This window comes from Moraxella nonliquefaciens, assembly GCF_001679005.1.
GTDB lineage: Bacteria > Pseudomonadota > Gammaproteobacteria > Pseudomonadales > Moraxellaceae > Moraxella > Moraxella nonliquefaciens.
The window spans coordinates 88,053-109,677 of record NZ_LXTW01000023.1; the positions used below are offsets into that span (position 1 = coordinate 88,053).

General features: G+C 43.6%; 16 protein-coding genes. 8 read left to right on the forward strand and 8 right to left on the reverse strand.

Annotated features, from left to right (window positions below; genetic code table 11):
- Positions 1–67 precede the first annotated feature (67 nt).
- Complete coding sequence (gene parC / locus A7456_RS06720) at positions 68–2,284, reverse strand: DNA topoisomerase IV subunit A (protein ID WP_067008927.1); 2,217 nt, start codon at positions 2,282–2,284, stop codon at positions 68–70.
- Positions 2,285–2,507: 223 nt separating this feature from the next.
- Here parC and A7456_RS06725 point away from each other — a divergent pair, with 223 nt between their 5' ends.
- A complete protein-coding gene (locus tag A7456_RS06725; RefSeq protein ID WP_067008930.1) occupies positions 2,508–2,831 on the forward strand; it encodes a TraR/DksA family transcriptional regulator in 324 nt (107 codons plus the stop codon).
- 114 nt (positions 2,832–2,945) lie between these two features.
- Here the strand turns inward: A7456_RS06725 and A7456_RS11435 are convergent, their stop codons facing one another.
- The gene (locus A7456_RS11435) at positions 2,946–3,083 is read right to left on the reverse strand and encodes a hypothetical protein (protein ID WP_158512502.1); all 138 of its coding nucleotides are present in this window, start codon (positions 3,081–3,083) and stop codon (positions 2,946–2,948) included.
- A gap of 114 nt (positions 3,084–3,197) precedes the next feature.
- Between A7456_RS11435 and A7456_RS06730 the strand changes: the two genes are divergently transcribed.
- Positions 3,198–3,842: a substrate-binding periplasmic protein gene (locus A7456_RS06730; protein WP_406946778.1), complete on the forward strand. Its 645-nt coding sequence runs from the start codon at positions 3,198–3,200 to the stop codon at positions 3,840–3,842.
- A gap of 112 nt (positions 3,843–3,954) precedes the next feature.
- On the opposite strand, the gene A7456_RS06735 is transcribed toward A7456_RS06730, so the two are convergent.
- Entirely contained in the window at positions 3,955–6,321 is a 2,367-nt protein-coding gene (locus A7456_RS06735; RefSeq protein ID WP_067008936.1) for a RelA/SpoT family protein, read from the reverse strand.
- A 700-nt stretch (positions 6,322–7,021) separates the two neighbouring features.
- Here A7456_RS06735 and A7456_RS06740 point away from each other — a divergent pair.
- The gene (locus A7456_RS06740; RefSeq protein WP_067008939.1) at positions 7,022–8,842 is read left to right on the forward strand and encodes a DEAD/DEAH box helicase; all 1,821 of its coding nucleotides are present in this window, start codon (positions 7,022–7,024) and stop codon (positions 8,840–8,842) included.
- 98 nt (positions 8,843–8,940) lie between these two features.
- On the forward strand, positions 8,941–9,993 hold the full coding sequence (locus A7456_RS06745; protein ID WP_067008941.1) for a hypothetical protein: 1,053 nt from the start codon (positions 8,941–8,943) through the stop codon (positions 9,991–9,993).
- A gap of 62 nt (positions 9,994–10,055) precedes the next feature.
- Here the strand turns inward: A7456_RS06745 and A7456_RS06750 are convergent, their stop codons facing one another.
- The 3 genes from A7456_RS06750 to A7456_RS06760 form a co-directional block, all read right to left on the reverse strand.
- Entirely contained in the window at positions 10,056–10,361 is a 306-nt protein-coding gene (locus A7456_RS06750) for an integration host factor subunit alpha (protein ID WP_265091097.1), read from the reverse strand.
- A gap of 123 nt (positions 10,362–10,484) precedes the next feature.
- Positions 10,485–12,872, reverse strand: a complete 2,388-nt coding sequence (gene pheT, locus A7456_RS06755) for a phenylalanine--tRNA ligase subunit beta (protein ID WP_067008944.1) — start codon at positions 12,870–12,872, stop codon at positions 10,485–10,487.
- A 17-nt stretch (positions 12,873–12,889) separates the two neighbouring features.
- Positions 12,890–13,270 carry a type II toxin-antitoxin system VapC family toxin gene (locus A7456_RS06760; RefSeq protein ID WP_067008947.1) on the reverse strand — a complete coding sequence of 127 codons (381 nt, stop codon included), beginning with the start codon at positions 13,268–13,270 and terminating at the stop codon, positions 12,890–12,892.
- 19 nt (positions 13,271–13,289) lie between these two features.
- On the opposite strand from A7456_RS06760, the gene A7456_RS11915 reads away from it, so the two are divergent.
- Complete coding sequence (locus tag A7456_RS11915; RefSeq protein WP_265091082.1) at positions 13,290–13,421, forward strand: hypothetical protein; 132 nt, start codon at positions 13,290–13,292, stop codon at positions 13,419–13,421.
- A 40-nt stretch (positions 13,422–13,461) separates the two neighbouring features.
- On the opposite strand, the gene pheS is transcribed toward A7456_RS11915, so the two are convergent.
- The gene (gene pheS, locus A7456_RS06765; protein WP_067008950.1) at positions 13,462–14,520 is read right to left on the reverse strand and encodes a phenylalanine--tRNA ligase subunit alpha; all 1,059 of its coding nucleotides are present in this window, start codon (positions 14,518–14,520) and stop codon (positions 13,462–13,464) included.
- Between the two features lie 454 nt (positions 14,521–14,974).
- Between pheS and A7456_RS06775 the strand changes: the two genes are divergently transcribed.
- From A7456_RS06775 to A7456_RS06785, 3 genes are all read left to right on the forward strand, one after another.
- Complete coding sequence (locus tag A7456_RS06775) at positions 14,975–16,207, forward strand: porin (RefSeq protein WP_158512503.1); 1,233 nt, start codon at positions 14,975–14,977, stop codon at positions 16,205–16,207.
- A gap of 17 nt (positions 16,208–16,224) precedes the next feature.
- The gene (locus tag A7456_RS06780; protein WP_067008959.1) at positions 16,225–17,520 is read left to right on the forward strand and encodes a porin; all 1,296 of its coding nucleotides are present in this window, start codon (positions 16,225–16,227) and stop codon (positions 17,518–17,520) included.
- Positions 17,521–17,612: 92 nt separating this feature from the next.
- The gene (locus tag A7456_RS06785; protein WP_158512504.1) at positions 17,613–20,207 is read left to right on the forward strand and encodes a prolyl oligopeptidase family serine peptidase; all 2,595 of its coding nucleotides are present in this window, start codon (positions 17,613–17,615) and stop codon (positions 20,205–20,207) included.
- 227 nt (positions 20,208–20,434) lie between these two features.
- Here A7456_RS06785 and A7456_RS06790 read toward each other — a convergent pair whose 3' ends face one another.
- Positions 20,435–21,610 carry an MFS transporter gene (locus A7456_RS06790; RefSeq protein ID WP_227713270.1) on the reverse strand — a complete coding sequence of 392 codons (1,176 nt, stop codon included), beginning with the start codon at positions 21,608–21,610 and terminating at the stop codon, positions 20,435–20,437.
- Positions 21,611–21,625 lie beyond the last annotated feature (15 nt).

Consider the following 21,625-nt stretch of genomic DNA (forward strand, 5'->3'; position numbering starts at 1 on the left):
ACAAATAAGGGGATGGGATAATCATCGTCCTCTTACTCATATCATGCTTGTCGTGTGGTGTCCGTCATCACTCATCCGCTCTTTTGACATCCATCCCTACCACATTTAAAAATCCCTTTGGTAATGCTCTGCCACGTCCTGACCGTTTACCCTTATAATTTGCCCAGTCGTTAGGTTTTAGCGTAAGCGTGCGTTTATTGGTGTGTATGATAAGATTGTCCGTATCGGTCAAGGCAGATACCGCTACCAGTGTTTCGTTGTCTTTTAGGTTCATGAGTTTATTGCCTTTGCCCTTGGCTAATATGGGCAATTCATCACGGTCAAAGACAAGCAGATTACCGCCACTACTTACCACTGCAATGTGTGTGGCACTGCCCACGGCAACAAAAGCCAATAGGTGTGCCAGACCCAGATTGACCACCGCTTTACCTGCTTTTTGGCTTGTGTCTAGTCCTTTGGTGTCGGTGATAAAACCATAGCCTTGATTACTGGCTAGGATGATGGGATATTGCCCAAATAGAGCTTGTTCAATTTTTACGCCATTTGCCAAATTAAGCATACTGCTGATCGGCTCACCCTGTCCACGAGCCGATGGTAGGCTTGCTGTATCTAGCCCATAGCTGCGTCCCATATTGTCAAGGACGATGAGTCGCTCGCCCGTCTTGCCAAGGGCGTGCGTGGCGTATTCATCGCCTGTACGATAGTTTAGGGCGACAGGGTCAATCTCATGTCCTTTTGCCATACGAATCCAGCCTGCTTTTGAGATGATGACAGTTACATTTTCACTGGGTGTTAGTTCAGATGCCTTGATGGGGGCAGATTCTTCACGTACCACAATGGGTGATTTTCTTTTGTCACCGTGTATTTTCATCTCAGAGGTCAGCTCATCGATGAGTAGGTTTGTTAGGCTGTCTGGATTGTTGATTTGTTCATTGATGATGGCTTGTTCTTTTGTCAGTTCATCTCGTTCGGCATTGAGTTCAACCTCTTCTAATTTGGCCAATTGGCGAAGTTTGATATCAAGGATGGCATCCGCTTGGATGTCAGACAGTCCATAACTGCCCATCAATACCGCTTTGGGGTCATCTTCATTACGAATGATGTGGATAATCTCATCAATGTGCAAATACGCAACAAGCAAACCTGCTAAGATGTGCAAGCGTTTATCAATCTTGTCAAGGCGGTTTTGTAGTCGTCTTAGCACCACCGTACGCCGCCATACAAGCCATTCAGATAGGATTTGTTTTAGGTTTTTGACCTCAGGCTTGCCATTTAGTCCGATCATGTTCATATTGACCCGATAGGACGTCTGTAAATCGGTTGTGGCAAAAAGATGTGTCATGATTTTATCAATATCAATCTTACCACGCTTAAATTCAATGACAATACGGCAAGCATTTTCATGGTCGGATTCATCGGTGATGTCATTGATCCATGGCAATTTTTTGTCCGTCATGAGTTTGGCAATCTGTTCAATGATTTTTGAGCCAGAGACTTGATGGGGCAGAGCATCTATAATCACGGTGTTTTTATCTTGCTTGTCAATATGATAAGTTGCTCGCATTTTGTAATTGCCACGCCCTGTTTGGTACATTTTGATGAGTTCGTCTTTTGGCGTAATAATCTCAGCAGAGGTTGGCAAATCAGGGGCAGGTATTGTTTTGCACAGCTCGGCTGTGGTGATGTCGGGGTTTTTAAGCAGTTTAATGCACGCTTTGACGGTCTCGGTCAGATTATGAGGGGCGATGTCGGTTGCCATGCCTACGGCAATGCCTGTTGTGCCATTTAGCAAGATGTTTGGCAGACGAGCAGGCAGTGTGGCAGGTTCATTCATTGTGCCATCAAAGTTGGGAACAAAATCCACCGTGCCCTGTCCGAGCTCAGACAATAAGGTGCTGGCGTAACTACTCATCTTAGCTTCGGTATATCGCATGGCAGCAAAGGATTTGGGGTCGTCAGGGCTTCCCCAGTTGCCTTGTCCTGTAATGAGCGGATAACGATGGCTAAACGGCTGTGCCATAAGCACCATGGCCTCATAACAGGCGGTATCACCATGCGGATGGTATTTACCTAGGACATCGCCCACGGTACGGGCGGATTTTTTGGGTTTGGCATGATGACGAAGACCTAATTCATTCATGGCATAGATGATACGACGTTGCACAGGTTTTAGGCCGTCAGCAATGTGTGGCAGGGCTCTGTCCATGATGACGTACATGGCATAGTTTAGGTAGGCAGATTCGGTAAATTCAGCAATGGAGCGAGTGTCAAAATTGGTTGTCATAGTTTTTGTCAATAAAAATTTGGGCTATTGTAGCAAAATTGGTAATAAATGGCTATTTGTTAGAGATTTTAAAATGAAGATTACAAGTAATGAAATACAAGTAATGAAAATTGTAAGTTAAATCAAAGTGAGATGCCATCTAAAAATACCCCTATCCAATGCCCAAAATTTATGCTAATCTATACCTAAATCTGTATTTTGAACCATCATCTTAGGAGTTGTTATGGATATTAACAAACACAAAACTGACCTGCTTGCCCTAAAAGCAGAGTATGAAAACCGCATTGATAAGATTACCAATCATCTAGAACACCCCCAAGATGAGCTGGGACATCATTGGGATGACCAAGCTGTCGCCGCCCAACAAAACGACATGCGTAAAAATTTACTGGTAGAGGCCCAAGAAAACCTTGCCAAAGTCAATATCGCCTTGTCTTATATTGAAAATGACCAATATGGAGAATGCTCTGAATGTGGTGAAGAGATACAAGAGGAGCGACTAGATGCGATACCATACGCCACAGAATGTATCAAGCACGCTAAGTGATGCTTTGTGTGTCCGTCAGCCAGTACGAGTTTTTATTATTTAGCTGTTGCCAAACGTGCAAAATTTGGGTATTATGATTTGGCATGTTATTGCTTTTTTATTTTTACTTTGCCATCACTTTAATTTACCAAGAATGTCATTATGAAAAAATCCTGTCTTTTTGTTCTGCCAATGGCGGTTGGTCTGTTCGGTTGTAATCAATAAGCCTCTGCCCCCAAGCCAAACCCTGCCGATAGTGCCACAACCAGTCATACCGCTCCGACCTCCAACCCTGACAACGACTTACCTGCTGATGCCCCTGTGGTACAGGTGGCGATGACAGGCACTGATGAGCCTTTTACCTTTAAAGATGAAAGGGGTTCGCTCATGGGGTTGGAGTATGACATCATACAAGCAGTCGGTCAATCCCAAGGGTTTAAGGTTGAACCTATTATCATCTCACCGAACAACTTACTGTCAGGACTGGACACCAAAAACTATGATTTGGTGATTGCAACGATGGGTCATACCGATGAGCGTGCCTCCAAATATAGTGTTTCTAAATCTTATTTTTCAACACCGTCAGCGATTATGCATATAAAACCTGATTTGAACATTAATAGTTACAAAGATTTGGCAGGCATGAATGTGGCGGTTGGCAGTGGTTCTTACCATGAAAAAGACCTAAACGAGATAGGGACAATCAAGTCTCTTGATGCACTTAACAGTACTTATCTGATGTTCCAAGGTATGGTACAGGGCAAGTACGATGCCATCGTCCAAGACCAAACCATGCTTCAATATACCGCAAACAAATACCCAGATATTAAGGTTGTGTTATCGCCGTATTATCCCAATCTGGCCGATAATAGAGATGATGTTGTTATGATTATGCACAAAGACAACACCGAGCTGCTTGAAAAAGTCAATCAAGGCATTGATGAAATCAAAGCCAATGGCAAACTTGATGAGATTTCTCAAAAATGGCTTGGCACATCCACACAAGATAATGTAAAAGATGGTGTAAAATAATGACTAAATAATATCATCTGACAAATACGTCATCTGATAAACACGCTAAGCCATCAAAAAACGGTTCATCTGATTGAACCGTTTTTTGTGTCAAATGTCTCATGATTAAACCCTAACTCATGCTTCGCCTTGCCTTGACCACGTTTGGCTGTTGTTCTATTTTGGCAAGCAGGCGAGATAAATGTTCAATGCCTGCCACCTCCACAAAGAATCTCATCTGTGCATCCATGCCATCATCAAATACCGTCTCGGCACGTTGAATGTTGACTTTCTCACGGTCAATGACATTAAACAAATCTCGCAGCAGTCCGCTGGTAGCGTGAGCATCTACGACGATACAAACAGGTTGATACCGTCCAAACTCAGCTTGCCAATTGGCACAAACGACCCGTTCGGGCTCTTTTTGACTAAGTCGTACCAGCTCCATGCAGTCGCTACTGTGGATACTTACCCCATTCATGAGCGTGATAAAGCCTGTGATGGGTTCGCCATGCACAGGATTGCAACATTTGGCAAGGTGTATTTTTACATTGTCCAATCCATGCACATCAATCTTGTACTTGTTGGGGCGAGTTTGGGGCTTAGACTCAATGTGTGTCTCGCTGACAGTTGGCATGCCCAGATTGAAATCTTTGATGATTTTGCCTGAGATTTGGCTAACTCCAATCTCGCCCATGGTAATGCCAAGGCATAACTCATCCTCACTTTTGTAGCCCAATTCCCGACACAGCCCACCAAAGTCAATCTCTGATACCGTTATGCTCAGTCGCTCCAACTCACGCATTAGTAGAGCTTTGCCAGTTTCAATATTTTTATCACGGTCTTGTTTATTAAACCACTGACGTAGTTTGGCTTTGGCACGACTGGTGTGAATGTAGCCTAGTGATGAAACAAGCCAATCACGGTTAGGTTCTCGGCTTGATTTGGTGATAATCTCTACCTGATCGCCTGTTTTGGGTTGATGAGTCAGTGGCACATAACGTCCATTTACCCTTGCTCCTTGGGCACGATTACCAACCTCGGTATGCACATGGTAGGCAAAGTCAAGCACAGTCGCCCCTTTGGGCATTTCGGTGATGTCACCATCTCGGCTAAATACATAGATTTGTTGGACATTATCAAGTTTATCTAATTCTATCTCATCGCTCTCGCTTTTATCTGTGCCTAAAAGCTGTCTTAGTGAGCTGATTTTGGCGGTGAGATAGTCATCTGTTTTATTGCCCTTTAAACCCTCCTTATAATTGACGTGCGATGCCTTACCAAGTTCAGCTTCAAAGTGCATATCAAAGGTACGAATCTGAACTTCTAGTGTGCGATGTTGGGCGATGACGACTGTGTGTAGCGATTTGTAGCCGTTGGGTTTTGGATTGGTGATATAATCATCAAACTGCTCAGGAACATGTCGCCACAGCCCATGTACCACACCTAGGGTGTGATAGCATTCGGCGTTGGTGTTTACCAGTACCCGTAAGGCTCTGATGTCATAGAGCTGGTCAAAAGATAAGTTTTTCTTGACCATCTTGCGATAGATAGAATAGATGTGTTTGACACGCCCTGAGACCTCACATGTGATGCCAACTTTGACCAATTCATCGGTAAGTTTTTGTTTGACTTGTTCTATATATTGTTCTCGTTCGCTACGTTTTTGGGCAAGTAAGCTGGCAATGCTTTTATATTCATCAGGGGCAAGATAGCGAAAGGCCAAATCTTCTAGCTCCCATTTTAGCTGAGCGATGGATAAGCGATGAGCCAGTGGGGCGTAAATGGTCATAATCTCACGAGCTACTCGCTTTTGGCGGTCAGCTGTGGCAAAGGACAGCTCACGCATGGCAAAAGTGCGTTCAGCCAGTTTGATGAGTACCGCACGCACGTCGTTGGTGGTGCTAATGAGCATGCTATAAATCGTGGATAACTGTTCACGGTTGTTGTTTTCAAAATAATCTTCAAGCCGTTTGTTGCCCTCTATTGTCTCCGACAGACGTCCCATGGCAAGCGTATCTTCGATGAGATGGGCGATGTCTGCCCCAAACTCATGGGTGATGGTATCCATGCCAATGAGTTCACGCCGTACCGAGCGATAGAGCATGGCAGCAACCAAAGCATTCTCATTTTGGAACAGATATGCCAAAATGTCCGCCATACCAATGCCTGTTACATAGGCTCCTGAGCGAGAGTTATGGGGTTTGGATGATTGTATTTGTACGAACTGGCAGGCCTTTTTGAGTAGAGGCAACTCATCTTTGCCGATACGTTGAGCGACATTGGATAGCCATTTATCAATGTCAATATCACTCTCGCTAATTTTGTCAGGGGTGTCGGTCACATGGCTATGGTCATGGGTGGTGATGAGTTTTTGGCTGTGAAGTTGTGCCTTAAAATCAGGGTGTAATTGATCTGCCACAAGGCTTGCTGCCAAACTTGCACTATCACCTGAGTCTTTGCCTGTCAGCAGGGGCAAGCTGTCTCTAATCTGTACCACGTCATATCCTTTAATTTAAACTTTCAATCACTAAAACCACTTTAATCACTTAAACATAAAATATCCAAGGCATGCCCACCATACCGATAACAAAGGCAGGCATGTTCTATTATTGCATTTTTGGGACATTTTTAAAAGCCAAAAACTTCTCAAATTTGCCAAAAATTACCGCCCAATTTAGCAAAAACTGTGGTATAATTTCTCTCTTTGGTAAATAATTTGCCAAATTATCGCTGAGCCTGCTTATTTTATTAACATTTTTAAAGTATTTTTAAGTAAGCACGCCACATCGTAGGCTGGGACGGTCATTATCGTTCAATGTGTTTAAGAGCGGGTTAAGTTCGTTTTATACTTCTGGGCGTTTGGATGTTTGTCATTGAGTTTTTTAATGACAAATATATCAAAAAAATGCAAATTGCCATTATTTATTTTTATCTAAAATGGCACGTCTAAAATGACTTCTGTGTACTTCTTATTATCATGATTGCTGATTTTGTCAATGCTTGCTTTTGTTCATAAAAAGCAAACCAAAGATAAACTGTCGGTAAAATAGATTGTCTTCGATGCTTTTGTAAAATATGATTGAAACTGGCAGGGAATGTCCTTTGCCATTTGGATGGTTATTTTTAAAACTCCCAATCATGTTTACTAGGTCAGCGATTATTATAAACATCAGACATTTTAGACATTAAGGTTATTTATGACAACCCAACCCCCCCAAGATTCTATCCAAGATTTCGCTCCTAAAATTTACGCAGTTGCTGAACAAAAAGAGCAAAACACCCAAGATGGTTTAACTTTTGAGCAGTTACAACTTGCCAAACCCATCTTAAAAGCCCTTGCCAAATCAGGCTACACCACACCCACACCCATTCAGGCAGGTGCTATCCCTCATGCCATTGACGGTCGTGATTTACTGCTGTCTGCCCAAACAGGCTCAGGTAAGACCGCTGCTTTTGTTTTGCCGATTTTGCATAAACTGGCACAGCCCAAACCTGCTGACAAATCAAGCGAATTTAGCCAAAAATCACATGACCGTCATCAAAAGATTGCCATCAAAGCCTTAATACTCACCCCCACACGAGAGCTTGCCATGCAGGTGCAAGATAATGTGCGTAAATATGGCAGTCAGATGCAGGGGGTATTTAGTGTGCCACTGGTTGGTGGTGCTCCTTATGGTGGGCAGATTCGTGCCTTGCGTAAAGGTGTGCAGATTGTCATCGCCACACCCGGTCGCCTAATTGACCACATGAATGATGGACGTGTGGATTTGTCCGAGCTTGACACGCTGATATTAGATGAAGCTGACCGTATGCTTGATATGGGTTTTGCCGATGACATCAAGACCATTTTACAGGCTGCCCCAAGCCAACGCCAAACGATAATGTCATCAGCGACATGGGATGGGGCGGTTGGTAAGATTGCTGAGAGTTTTACCGTCAATGCTGAGCGTGTCTCCATCAAGGTTGAGTCAGCTCATATTGATGAGAGTGTGTATTTTTGTGATGATTTTCACCATAAAAATAATATTTTGATTGAATTGCTAAGCAATGCTGATATCAACCAAGCGGTGATTTTTACCGCAACCAAACGCAGTACCGAACAGCTTGCCTCATCACTGACCGAGGCGGGGTTGTCGGCTCGCTATTTGCATGGTGATTTGCCCCAAGGTAAGCGTAATCGCATCATCAGTGATGTCAAATCAGGTAAGTGCAACTTTTTGATTGCTACTGATGTCGCTGCTCGTGGCATTGATATCTCTGCCATCAGCCATGTTGTGAACTATGATTTGCCACGTCAAGTAGAGGATTATGTGCACCGCATTGGTCGCTGTGGGCGAGCGGGGCGTACAGGGGTTGCCATGAACCTATGTAGCATGGATGACAGACGTCAGCTTGGGCATATCAATCGCTATTTGGGTCGTGAAATGAAAGAAGAGGTGGTTGTGGGGCTAGAACCCAAACGTTCTGCTCCAAACACCAAAAACAAAGATGGCAGACGTGATGGGCGTGGCAGACGTGGCGAACGTTATGGACGCTCTTTAAACCGTGATAAACAAAGCCATGACAAACATAACCATGGTAGAAGTTATGACAGACAAACCGCCAAATCAAATCATGAACGCCAATACCATGGACAGCGGTATGAGCGTGGTGAGCGTGGGCGTGATGAACGTTTTGCCAAGCCTTATCAAGAGCGTTTTGCCAATACAGCAGACAGACGCACTCACCAAGACACAAATTATTACCAAGATAAACCCAAATCTTTTGGTGACACTCGTCAAAGCAATCGTGAAAACCATAGCCGTGAATTTGGATATCGTGATGGTCAGCATTACAAAGGTGAGCGTACATGGCGTGATGACAAATACAAAGATGACAAACACAAAGATGGTAGACAGATGGCAAGATTTGATAGTAAAGATGGTGCCAAAAAGCCTTACAAAAAACGAGCAACCGAAGAAGTATTTTTTGCCAAACGCCAAGACAAAAAAGCCAAACGCAAATTTGGCGAGCTGTGATTTTTGCTGAATTAACCATAAAAACCCATTGATAAAATGGGTTTTTTGTTTTTTTTGGTGTTATACTAAAATAAAACACAAAATAACAAGGATAAATCATGAATGCTCGCCTCTACCCCATGCGTCCTAAGCAAATAAAAAATCAGCTATCTGTTACCATTAATGGTATTGTCAATATCACGATGGCGTGTTTGGCTCTTGTGCTGACTTGGTTCAAAGATAAGCTGTTGTGGTGGGAGCATGCTGGTATTCTTATTGTGGTGGGTGCGAGCGTTTATTTGTTGGCACGGGCGTATTTTAAGCCCAAATTTGCCGACACTTCTTTAATCATAGACGCAGAGGGCATTTGTACCAATAAGGATTTTTTAAATAAATTGCCTAATTATGCCCCTATTGCTTGGCACGAAATTGACAAAATAGAAATCACTGAAAATCTACCACAAGCCATGATGGGTAAGCCACTTGCCAAACTCAATCCCCATTTGAGTAAATATAATAAAACCCTCATCATTTATGGTATTCAAAAAGACAAATTTGGCGACATCAAAAAGCGACTGATTATCGAAGATGGTGTGTGGCAAATTGATGATGTTGATGAATTGGTGAGGCTATTTCATTCATTGGGTTTTCCTGTTTGTCATATTGATAATCAAGATTATATAAAAGCGTATGTCCCAATGGGCGTAGATTTGGGTAAGCGGGCAGGGCATTTGGCGTATTCGTCTTTTTTCTTATTTGTCATCATGTTGGGATTGGTGCATTTTGATAAATTCATTACCCTAGAATTTGGATATATAGATAAAGTGTTTTTTGGGGTGGCAATCGTGGTATTTTTGGTGGGGGCTTATTATCTTTATGGTGAAAATAAAGCATTAAAAGGCATGATTTCGCTCATATTATTTGTGCCGATGATGACTTTGTTTTTGTTTTTTGCCACGCTGCTTTTATCGCCACTCGTGGCAAAAACTCAAACGGTGGATTTTGAATTTCGGGGTGGAAAATGGCAAACAACTTATCGCCAAATGCCCTTAGAGGTCAGTTGTCATAAAAATAAGGATAATATTCATGCAGACGGCAAAGTTAATATCATGGATACGCTGGGTATGATAAGAATGGATTTGACCCAACTGGAAAAATTATGCAAAAAATGAGGCGGATATTGATGGGGGCATAAGATAAAACCCATTCATAGAATGGGTTTTTTGTTTTGGTTTTATTTAACTTCAATTTGACGGCGAAATTTTTGCCCTGCCTTAAAGGTAACGACACGGCGTGCTTTAATCGCAACAACCTCTCCTGTTTTGGGATTGCGACCGGGGCGAGATTTTTTGTCTTTTAATTCAAAGTTGCCAAAGCCTGAGAGCTTGACCTCTTTGCCATCTGCCAAACTTTGGCTGATTTCACCAAAAAAGGTATCTACCAATTTGCGAGCATCTTGACGGGTCATGCGTAGGCGAATGGTCAAACGGTCTATCATGTCTGCTTTGGTTAAGGTTGCCATATACTGTCCTTTTAAAATGAAATTGCTAAAATCAGCATTGTTAGGGCAGATGATGATTGGTCATTATTGCCCCTTGTGCTGATGATTTTGTCAATGTCTATGAGATAATAGTGTCTGATTTTAATGCCAAAAATCAACACATCAGCCATCACGTAATTGTGCCTGATATCTGTCAGTCAGTGCCACAATCACTCTGTCCATGAGAGCCTTAATCTCGCCATCGGATAAGGTGCAAGTGGCATCTTGCAAGGTCATGGCAAACGCCAGTGATTTTTTACCCTCAGGCAGTGTGCTGCCTTGATACACATCAAATAAGCTAACGTCTGTCAAATGCTTGCCTGCCACATCATACACAACATCTGCCACCTCTTGCCATGTGAGTTCCTTATCCACAAAAAATGCCAAATCACGCCGAACGCTTGGGAATTTGCTTGGTAGGGTAACATCAGGGATATAACGGTGCAAATTGATGAGTGCATTAAGGTCAAGCTGAGCTACCCATACCATGGGCAAATCTAAGGCGGTGCTGATGCTTGGGTGAAGTTGCCCAAAATAACCAATCTGCTTACCAGCGACTGACACATAGGCACTTTGCCCCAAATGCAAAAATGCCAAATCCGCTCGTTCATAATGGGGTGTTGCATGGTGTGGCAGTAGGCTCTCCACGTCTGCTTTTAGGTCAAAAAAGTCCACCGCACGCACGCCATGAATGCTGTCGGTTGCTTGTCCTGTGGCGATGATGGCAAGGCTTGGAATTTGTTCTAAGCTTATCATGTCTTTACCAACGAAACAAAGCCCTGTTTCAAATAGTCGCACGTTTGTTTGTTGGCGGTTTAGGTTATGGACAACGATGGGCAAAAGGCTAGATAACAGTGTGCGTCTCATGACAGCAAGTTCTGATGAGATTGGGTTGGCAAGGGGTAAAATCTCGCCCAATTTGTCATCGTGGAGCAATTTTTCTAATTTGTCATCACAAAAACTAAAACTGACCGCTTCAAAATAGCCCTGTTTGGCAAGGGTTAATTTTAACACATGAGTCAAATCTGCCGTGTCATCATGACTCATGTCCACCATAAACTGGGGCAGGCGTGGGGCAATGTTGTCATAGCCATGCACGCGGGCAATCTCCTCGATGATGTCCTCACAGATGGTAATGTCAAAGCGATGGCTGGGCGGTTGGCAGATAAATTTTGTACCATCAAATGTGGTGCTAATCTCCAAGCGGTTTAACAGCTTGGTAATCTCATCGGCAGGCAATGCCACGCCAAGCAGTTTTTCTACTTTGTCAAATGGCACATGCACAGATTCACGTTTTGGCAAATCTGAGATGCTCTGGACGGTTGTGGTTTGTCCAACTTGACCGCCTGCAATGGTTGCTATTAAGGTTGTGGCACGGTCAAGGGCGATTTTTGGCAGGTTAAAATCTACCCCACGCTCAAACCTAACACTGGCATCGGTATGCAAACCAAAGCGTCTGGCACGCCCTGCGATATTTCGCTGATTAAAATGAGCCGACTCTAATACGATATTGGTTGTCTCATCAGACACCGCCGAGCGAGCTCCGCCCATAATTCCTGCCAGTGCCAGCACGCCCATGTCATCAGCGATGACCAGTTCATCACCTGTTAGGGTAATGGTCTGTTCGTTTAGAAGTGTTAGCGTCTCACCTTCATGGGCAAGGCGTACCGTGATGGCACCCACGATTTTATCAGCATCAAAAGCATGCAAGGGTTGACCGAGTTCTAATAGGATAAAATTGGTAACATCAACCAAAAAATTATGGGTACGCAGACCGCTTGCCATGAGATTGTCTTTTAGCCATTTGGGGGTTTTAACACTGCGGTCAATGTCGCCGATGTACTGAGCCAGATAGCGTGGACAAGCGGTGGGGTTTTCTACTTTGACGGCTACCGCTTTATCCAGTGTGGGGGGGGTCGTAATAATCTCAGGGCGGTTTAGAGGCAAGCCATTAACCACGCCAATCTCACGAGCCAAGCCAAGCACGCTTAGGCAGTCGCCACGGTTGGGCGTGATTGCCACATCAAAAATCTGCCCATCAAGCCCCAGATACTCTCGCACATTCATACCAATCGGGGCATCATCATCAAGCTCCAAAAGCCCATCTAATTCATCAATGAGTCCCAGCTCAGATGCACCGCAGAGCATGCCTTGACTCTCCACACCACGCAGTTTGCCTTTTTTGATTTTAAAGGGCTTGCCATCAATGGGTGGCAACTCTGCCCCAACGGTAGCAACTGCCACTTTTAGTCCCACTCGCACATTGCTTGCCCCACAGACGATTTGTAGGAGGGTGTCGGTGCCGATATTGACCGTGGTGATGCGTAATTTGTCCGCATCAGGATGCTTGTTGCAGGTGATGACCTGCCCTATGACCACGCCATAGAACATCGGAGCGATAGGCTCCATGCCATCTAATTCTAAGCCAAGCATGGTAAGTTGTTCGCCCAGCTCATCTGATGAATTGGTGGGATTAACCCATTGTCTAAGCCAGTTTTCGCTAATTTTCATAAGTGTCTCAAATTATTTTAAAATAGTTTTAAATTAGGGTATTGGGGAATGATTGTGTCTTTTGTGATTAAGGTAAAATTTTCGCTCATGGTTTGGGCGATTATCAGTTTATCAAAAGGGTCTTTATGATATAAAGGTAAGTTTTGCACCAGTAGGCAATGCCTTGATAATACTGGTAATTGCACATACCAATTTTCAATCAAATGCTGATAAAGCAATTTGACATCAATATCAAAATCCGCCTTACCCAACGCCTTTTTGATGGCAACTTCCCATAAATTGACCGTGCTAAAATACACTTTGATGCTTTTATTTAAAAGCAGAGCCTTTAATCTTTCATTTAGCTTTTGGGGTTCTTGGGCAAGCCAAATGACGATATGAGTATCTAATAAATACATCAATCCACACCAAACAGTTTTGCCACTTCATCATCGCCCCAATGTTCATCATCGCCCCAATGAATGTCATCAGGCAGCACCGTTACAATCAGGCGAGCATTTTGTAACTGTGGGGGTGTGTCTGGTCATTTTAATTGACCGTGTTCAATGAGTACTTGATAACTTTGTAACATGACCACACTCCTTTTTGATTAAGCAAACTGCCCCAAAAACCTTAGGTCATTTTGAAAAAATACTCGCAAATCATCAATGCCATAATACAACATGGCAAAGCGTTCAATGCCAAGCCCAAAGGCAAACCCTGTGTACTCATCAGGATTAATGCCACAGTTACGCAAAACCTGAGGGTGTACCATGCCACACCCTAACACCTCCAACCATTTGCCAGTATCGGACAAAATATCCACCTCAGCGGAAGGCTCGGTGAAAGGGAAAAAACTTGGGCGAAAACGTATGGTCATATTGGTGCCAAAAAACGCATTTAAAAACTCATGAATCACCCCTTTTAACTCGGCAAAATTGGATGATTTAGAGATCATCAACCCCTCCATTTGGTGAAACATGGGTGAGTGCGTCTGGTCGCTATCACAGCGATAGACACGCCCAGGGCAGATGATGCGTAAGGGCGGTTCACTTTTTTCCATGGTGCGGATTTGCACACCACTGGTGTGCGTGCGTAGCAGGTAGTGAGCATCAAAGTAAAAAGTATCGTGCATGGCACGAGCAGGGTGATGCTCTGGGATATTTAGCGCCTCAAAGTTATAATAATCGCTCTCCACCTCAGGGCCTGTTGCCACGCTAAATCCTGCTTGCACAAAGAATTTTTTCATGCGTTCTGTGGTCAGTGTGATGGGGTGTAGACCACCTGTGGGCTTGTGGCGGGCGGGCAGTGTGATGTCAATCTGTTCGGCAAGCAATTTGGCGTTTAGTGCCTGTGCTGCCAATATTTTTCCACGTTCATCAAAAGCGGTGGTAATGCGTGTGCGAAGCTTGTGTAGATACGCCCCATAGGTCTTTTTGCCCTCTGCATCTAGCCCTCCCATTTGTTTGGATAAGGCAGTAATGGGAGATTTTTTGCCTTGCAATGCCCCTTTTAGCTCTTGTAGTTGGTTGCTGTTATGGGCAGTGCCAATGGCATCGATGACCTGATTGGTATAATCATCAAAATCATCGCCGCTAATGTCTGCTATGGGTTTATCTAGGTGCGATAGGGCAAGTACCACGTCTAGGGGGGAATGAGTGTCGGTCATGTTCATCATCATTATGAATTTAAAAGAGCCATTGTAAAAAATAATCACAAAAATGTAAACAAAAACCACGCTAATTTGATAAAAACTGACAAATTTTTGCCAAAATTTGAGTACTTTTTTGGTCATAAAAGAAAGGATGATGGTCAGTTTAGTCTGAATATGGCAGTGATTATTATTGATTTAGATTATTATTGACTTAGCCAGATGAGATTAATCATGACAAAAAAATCTATAAAATCAATTTTTTCTGCTTGACATTTTTAAAAATCAACATTATTCTACACAAACAAAGATTTTGTATCATTTGTTTACATAAGTATAATGTTTTGTTATGTTTATGTATTACAAGTCATGTAGCTATCCAAGTCGCCTGATGAGCCGTCAGCCATTGATGAATCTTTGGTGCCCTAGGAACTGGATGTTATTTTTTGGTGTTAAGGAGAACAAATTTTCTATGCACAAGTCAGCCCCCTTTATTATTTGCTCATTTGTCAGACAGTTTCATCGGGTTGCCCCTGTGTCTGTTTTGACGTTGTTTGCCGTGCCAGCTTATGCAGTTACGTTGGAGATACCATCGGTCAAAGATGGTCTTAACCTTAGCATCTATGGCAGCATCAACCCAAATTTTAGTACCGAATCCAATAAGTTTAGCTACTCTTATGGTGACCCAGAGATTTTTGGCAATAAGGGCAGCATTGCTGATGTGCTTGTCAATCAAGACCGCAAAGACAGTGATGAACAGCTAAGATTAAATGGTCTTGATTCAGGTTCGATTAACTTTTATCTTAGACAAAGACTGACCCCAAAAATTACCGCCAACAGTTCCATCTTAATAGAAGCTTCTAAAAGTTACAGCAGTAACTGGGGTGCTTATTGGGGGGTTGGCTTTGATTTTGGTTCTTTTGGTGAACAAGGCAGACTTACTGTTGGCAGTTATCACAATGGACTTGATGTCAGCCAGACAGATTTATACATGCTAAACACCTTAAATGATGGCGGTACCAACATTAATGCCAAATATACAGGCATTCCCAATCTAACTTTATCCGCCTATCACATGCTTACTCAATCAGCAGATATTAATAATCATGATGATTATGACAAAGGATGGCATCACAGCGATGGGGTGTCTGCCAAATATGACTTTGACTTCGCCCCACGCAAGACACTGACATTGACAGGGGGTTATGGTCGCAGTCAGGGGGATAATGATACATTAAATGCTTATAATACCAAAAAGGCAGATGCTTATCTGCTGGGTGTTGGCTTTGGTCATAATGATTGGACGGTTGGGATAGACTATGGCGAGCGTGAAGAGACATATAACGGTGCCATCACCCGTGGTGTGGATAAAAAAGTCTATGGTGCCAAAGTGGACTATGAATTCACCCCACGCCTAAAAGGCACGCTAAGCTATGGACACAGCCATTCTAAAAATAATACACCCATACCTTTTGCAAGAATGGTGAATTTTGGTAGGTTAGAACCTTATTCTGGGGTAGAGGCATTATTTTTTGACAAAGTCAAGCAGAACCGATACGGAGCGACCTTGGAATACAAACTGTATCAAAACATCACCCTAAACGGTTCGCTGACCAATTTAAAGACCGTAAACCATGTCAGCGAGGGTGAATTTAGCCGCCGTGAACAGCTCACCGCCAACATTGGGGCGTCATTCTCATTTTAATCAGTTAAAGGACTTTTATGAAAACAGCTCAATCTTTTAAATTAACCAAAATCGCCCTAATGACAGGCGTCATGCTAACGGCAACCAGCACTCAGGCAGTTTATAATCTTTATAAAAAAGACGGTCTGTCTTTGGACATCGGTGGGCAGATTGACATGCAAGCGACCAAGCAGGATAAACAATTTGTGCTACAAAGTCCGATGTCAGATGCTTATTTTGATAAGACAAATAATTGGCTTTGGTCTGATATCACACCAAAAGGCACAAAGCTTGCTGTTACGGATAAAAAACCACGCCTAGGACAAAACCACGGCGTATCCTATGTGGATTTTCGTGGTTCACAAGAGTTGCCAAATGACTGGCGAGTGACGGGCAATGTCGGCTTTGGGTATAGTAATGGGCGTGATTTTTATCTGTCTAATTCTAGCCTGTCTTTTGACAAACGTCATCTGGGGGCGATTAGCTTAGGTCGCCAATATCTGCACACCAACTACGTCAATCGCACTGGCACAGACACGCCATTGGATATTTTTAGCAGCAGTGCGGTGCGTTTGGACTATTATGGTGTTAAAGGCTTGCAAACCAGTGCTTATTATAGTTTTGCAGGTTATCACGATGTAACCAAAGAAAATAACACCGAAGTGGATTTAGGTTATGGTGTGTCAGCAAGTTATCGCTTGCCCATCGCCCACAGTCAAAGCCTAAGAGTGGCGGCAGGTTATACACACAGTGCTTATAATCCTGTAAGTAATATTGTTCTAGAAGAGCGAATTGCCAACAAAAACACCCTAAACCGCTATCCACAAAAGGTTGATGGTGTGGCGGCATCGCTGGAATATCAAGCAGGTAAATTCTTGGTAGCGGCGGATATTGGTCGTAAAAAAGAAGACATGTCAGACAGTCGTAACACACCTTTGGATGAACGCAATACCGATTATTTGGGAGCTAAGATTGCCTATGATATTAACCCTGTTTTGCAGGTGAGTGCAGGTTATGGCACTAAAAAAGCTAAGACGAATTTGAAAAAGGGTGCATTAGCACTCACCAATGATGCAGACGCTTTACGTGAAATCTACCAAGGCGGTAACCCAAACGATTTGGCAAAGTATTCTTATGTAGGGGCAGGCGAGCGATATCTGTATGATAAAGCCGACACCAAAGAAGCGTATGTGCAGATGGACTATCGCATCCGTCCTAATGTCCGTGTTTATGGTCGTTATGACAGCGAAGAGACAATTTATAAAGTTGATGGTAAGGATGCTGGCAAATTGACCGATGATAATGTGCGTGTGGGCATGGTATTTACGTTCTGATACCACGCCAAAAACCCTAGGGCGGGCGATTGCTTGCCCTTGATGGGTGCATGTGTAGGCTGATTTGCATGGCAAAAATTAAGGAGTTGCCCATGATAAAATTAAAACTCACCACGCTGTCATTGGCGGTGCTGTCATGTGTGTGTATGACACAGACACATGCCAATAACGATACTAACAGCAATAAACCAAACTACCCAAAAACTCGGGTGCATCAAGACAGTTATGACCCCTTTTTGTATGGTGAATTTGGCATCTCTGCCAATAGTGCAGGCATAAAAAATGCCCAATACACAAATAATCAGCACGCCCCAGATGATGGCATTGACCATTATCCTACCGCCACTTATGTGGATGAATACCGCTGGTTAGAAGAGTATGATAATATTGATGCGTATGTTGCCAAAGAGACAGATACTGACCGTGAACGCAACTTCATTGGTACTCGTTTTGAGGATGACAGACCATCGGTAGCCAGAACCACCAAATATCTACAAACCGTGCAACCTAAGGCATCCAGTGAGGTAAATGATTGGGTTGATGAGCAAAATGAGTTAACCGAAGCATACATTCAAAACTCTGCCATCTATGAGCAACTAAAAATAAACCACGATGCTCTAAAAGATGTTGAACATACCATGAGTCGTTTTTATCGGGATAAGGTTGGTGAGATTCGCCATTATCGCCATGTTGATGGTTTTAGTCGCATTGAGCGTATTGACCCAGATGGCACTCGTACCGAGCTGGTCAATCAGGCAAACATCTCCCCAGATGGCAAGATGACCCCAGATGGCAGTGCTGCCATTCGTAGTGTCAAGGTCAGTAAAGACGGCTCTTATGTGTCATTTTTTGTGCGTCAAGGCTCCGCTGATATTGATCCCACCTTTTTGCATGTGGTAGACACTCACACAGGCAAACTTGCCACACCCATCATCGAAGGTATTAGGCGAGATGCCTTGGCATCTACATGGCTAGATGATGATACGTTATTTTATGTGGGCAGTGTGCCACAGCTTGCGGTCTATCGTCGTGATATTGGTAAAGAGCGTTTTCATGACCCCATTGAAATCACCTCAAACCATATTGACGGTAGTACAATCAAAAGCATCCATGTTGATGGCGATGATGATCGTTATTTGGTGATGGATGGCGTGTATTGGGGGACAACAACTGCTTATATCAAGGACCGTAAGACGGGCGATGCTTATCGTTTGCATGACAATAAATTCTTTGATAAAGCAGTTAGATACAAACCAATGTTTAACAATAACATCTTAGCAAAGCTCATTCATTTTGACCCAAAAACTCGTAATGTGTGGTTTATTAGTGGAGAAAACAACCGCAAAGGTGAGCTGATTAAGAGTAACCTTGACAATCTAAAAAAGCGTGAAGTGGCGGTTGGTATACCACAGGATTTGGACTTAATGCGTGATGCGTATTATCACGAAGAGGGTAGCGGTTATTTCTTAGTCGTTTATCTAAAAGATGGGGTAAGTCGCCTTAAACTGGTGGATGCAGCAACAGGCGTCTTTTTAAAAGACTTAACACCATCGCAGGGGGCGGGGTTTATCTCTGAGCTTTCTGGTAATTTGGCAGACAAAGAGCAAACCGACGCCAAGCACGAGATGGATGAAAATGATGCCGAAGCTCATGAGAACTATGTCAAGTTTCGCTTCCAAAATCCAACATTTCCTCCCACAGATTATAAATATAGCATCGCCAAAGATGAATTTTTGGACATTCGTCGTTTTGATTTGGTGCCATTTGATGAGACGCAATATGAAAGCAAAGTGGTGTTTTATACCTCTTATGATGGCACGCAGATACCGATGAATATTAGCCATAAAAAAGGCATTGTCTTAGATGGCAAGAATCCGACACTCCTATACGGCTATGGTGGCTATGGTGTCATCTATGACCAGAGTTTTGGTTTTCCTGCCAACAGTGCATGGCTGGAAAATGGTGGTGTTTGGGCACATGCCTTTATCCGTGGTGGCGGTGAGTACGGACAAGCGTGGCAAGATGCCGCCAAGCACACCAAACGCTTGACAAGTTATGATGACTTTGCCGCTGCCGCCGATTACCTAAACCAAGCAGGCTATGCCAATGCTGACCATTTGGGCATTATTGGTGGCTCTAATGGTGGTCTTTTGGTTGGGGCGGCGATGGTGCGTCATCCAGACAAATACCGTGTGGCATTTCCGCAAGTGGCTGTCTTAGACCAGCTGCGTCAGGCGGACATGGGCATTACTCAGTATTGGATGGAAGAGTACGGTGTGCCATCACAGGGGCGTCGTGTTTATGATGTGCTGATGAGTTATTCACCTTATCACAACCTAAATGCAGGCACTTGCTATCCATCTACATTGGTGCAGACATCCAAGCGAGATGACCGTGTGGTGCCATCTCACTCTTATAAGTTTGTTGCACGTTTTCAAAAGATAGAAAGTTGTGGTCGTCCTGCCCTGCTTTATGCCGCCGCCAATCACGGACATGGTCCGAATACTTATCATGAGCGAAAAAAGGGCGAGCTAATGACGATTGCTTTTGCATTTCAAGAGATGGGTATCACAGACATACCAAATCTACAAGCACGCCCAAAAGCTGATGAGATGAAAACAGACAAATGGCGAGCCGAAGATGAAGCGAAACGTCAAAAGCGTCTCAAAGAACGTTCTGTTCAATAGCATCTGGTTTGATGGCTTAAATACCACAAAAACTCAGTCTAGGCTGGGTTTTTGTTTGTTGGTGCGTGATGGGTGTTTGACTGGTAATAACGCATCATACAAAACATTGGGTATTAAATCATTTGTTAAATGTTTCTATTTTCATTGTTTTGTCAAGATTTTTTTGATTAAAATGCCCAACCATGTTTTATGCTTCATTCTTTGTCTTATAAAAATATCCAATCTTGTCAATCTATCCTATCCCCACGCCCAGCCAACCAACCAAAACCTACATTGACACACATCAGAGCAAATAACACATACAATGATATCTCCCAAGTGCCTGTTTTTTCGTATAATTTACCCAATACCAAAGGCCCAAAAAATGCCACACCATAGCCTACCGCCTGTACCATACCAGATAAATCCCGAGCTGTGTCAAGTCGTGTTGTGCGAATGGAGAACAACATCAGTGACAATGTAAAAATACACGCCCCACCAAAACCCATAAGTAGCGACCAAATCATCAGATAATCAGTAAACCAAATAAACCCGCCCGACCCTACCACGTTGGCAAGGCTTGCTACCAGTGCGATGATTTTGATGGGAAAATTTGTTTTGATTAACAAGGTTAATAAAAATACTGCCACAGGGGCGGACAGCTGAAAAGCAAGGGCGAGCCGACTTGCATCTGTCAAACTTAGCCCGTAATCCATGCCAATAGATGGCAAAAAACTTGCCACCGTATAAAACAAGAGCGATTGTATGCCCATATACATGCCCAAATACCAAGCATCCTTACTTTTCCATACCTTAAAATGGCTGGACGTGCTTGTAATTAAACTGGCATCGGTATGATTTAACTTATTGATAAACAATAACATAAAAAATGTCATCACCGCAAATATGCCCCACCACGATAATGCCACCTGCCATGCCACCACATCCATGAGCGGTACAACTGCATAGGCACACAGCCCTGCATATACTGACATGGATAGGCTAAACACGCCTGTGGCAAGGGCGATATGGTTAGGAGCATATTTTTTGATGAAAGGGGCGCTAAGAGCGTTGAGCAGTCCAATGGCAAGCGATAAAATGACCGTACCGATAAACAGACCCCCCACACCAAACCATACCCGAGACAGCACGCTTATCGCTAATACCGCACTGCTCATCATCATCATGGACTCCAACCCAAAACGTTTGGCAAACACGGGGGCAACCAGTGCCCCAAATGCAAACATTGGCATGGGCAACGCCCCCAACAGTCCAATGGCAGATACTGACAGCCCAAGTGCATCTGTGAGCGTGGGGGCGACCGAGCCTAGCATAACAATGGGTGAACGCATATTTATCGCCAACAGCATCAGCGTGATGATGAGTAGAGTAAGAGGTAAGGTAGATTTTGGGGTGTTTGGCATGGTGATTTGGTTTGG

Coding starts and splice junctions, on each gene's coding strand:
- pheT (WP_067008944.1), bottom strand. CDS start 12,872: ATGAAAATTAGCGAAAACTGGCTTAGACAATGGGTTAATCCCACCAAT.
- A7456_RS11435 (WP_158512502.1), bottom strand. CDS start 3,083: ATGACTGGTTGTGGCACTATCGGCAGGGTTTGGCTTGGGGGCAGAGGC.
- A7456_RS06725 (WP_067008930.1), top strand. CDS start 2,508: ATGGATATTAACAAACACAAAACTGACCTGCTTGCCCTAAAAGCAGAG.
- A7456_RS06745 (WP_067008941.1), top strand. CDS start 8,941: ATGAATGCTCGCCTCTACCCCATGCGTCCTAAGCAAATAAAAAATCAG.
- A7456_RS06740 (WP_067008939.1), top strand. CDS start 7,022: ATGACAACCCAACCCCCCCAAGATTCTATCCAAGATTTCGCTCCTAAA.
- A7456_RS06780 (WP_067008959.1), top strand. CDS start 16,225: ATGAAAACAGCTCAATCTTTTAAATTAACCAAAATCGCCCTAATGACA.
- pheS (WP_067008950.1), bottom strand. CDS start 14,520: ATGACCGACACTCATTCCCCCCTAGACGTGGTACTTGCCCTATCGCAC.
- parC (WP_067008927.1), bottom strand. CDS start 2,284: ATGACAACCAATTTTGACACTCGCTCCATTGCTGAATTTACCGAATCT.
- A7456_RS06760 (WP_067008947.1), bottom strand. CDS start 13,270: ATGTATTTATTAGATACTCATATCGTCATTTGGCTTGCCCAAGAACCC.
- A7456_RS06785 (WP_158512504.1), top strand. CDS start 17,613: ATGATAAAATTAAAACTCACCACGCTGTCATTGGCGGTGCTGTCATGT.
- A7456_RS06775 (WP_158512503.1), top strand. CDS start 14,975: ATGCACAAGTCAGCCCCCTTTATTATTTGCTCATTTGTCAGACAGTTT.
- A7456_RS06730 (WP_406946778.1), top strand. CDS start 3,198: ATGGGGTTGGAGTATGACATCATACAAGCAGTCGGTCAATCCCAAGGG.
- A7456_RS06790 (WP_227713270.1), bottom strand. CDS start 21,610: ATGCCAAACACCCCAAAATCTACCTTACCTCTTACTCTACTCATCATC.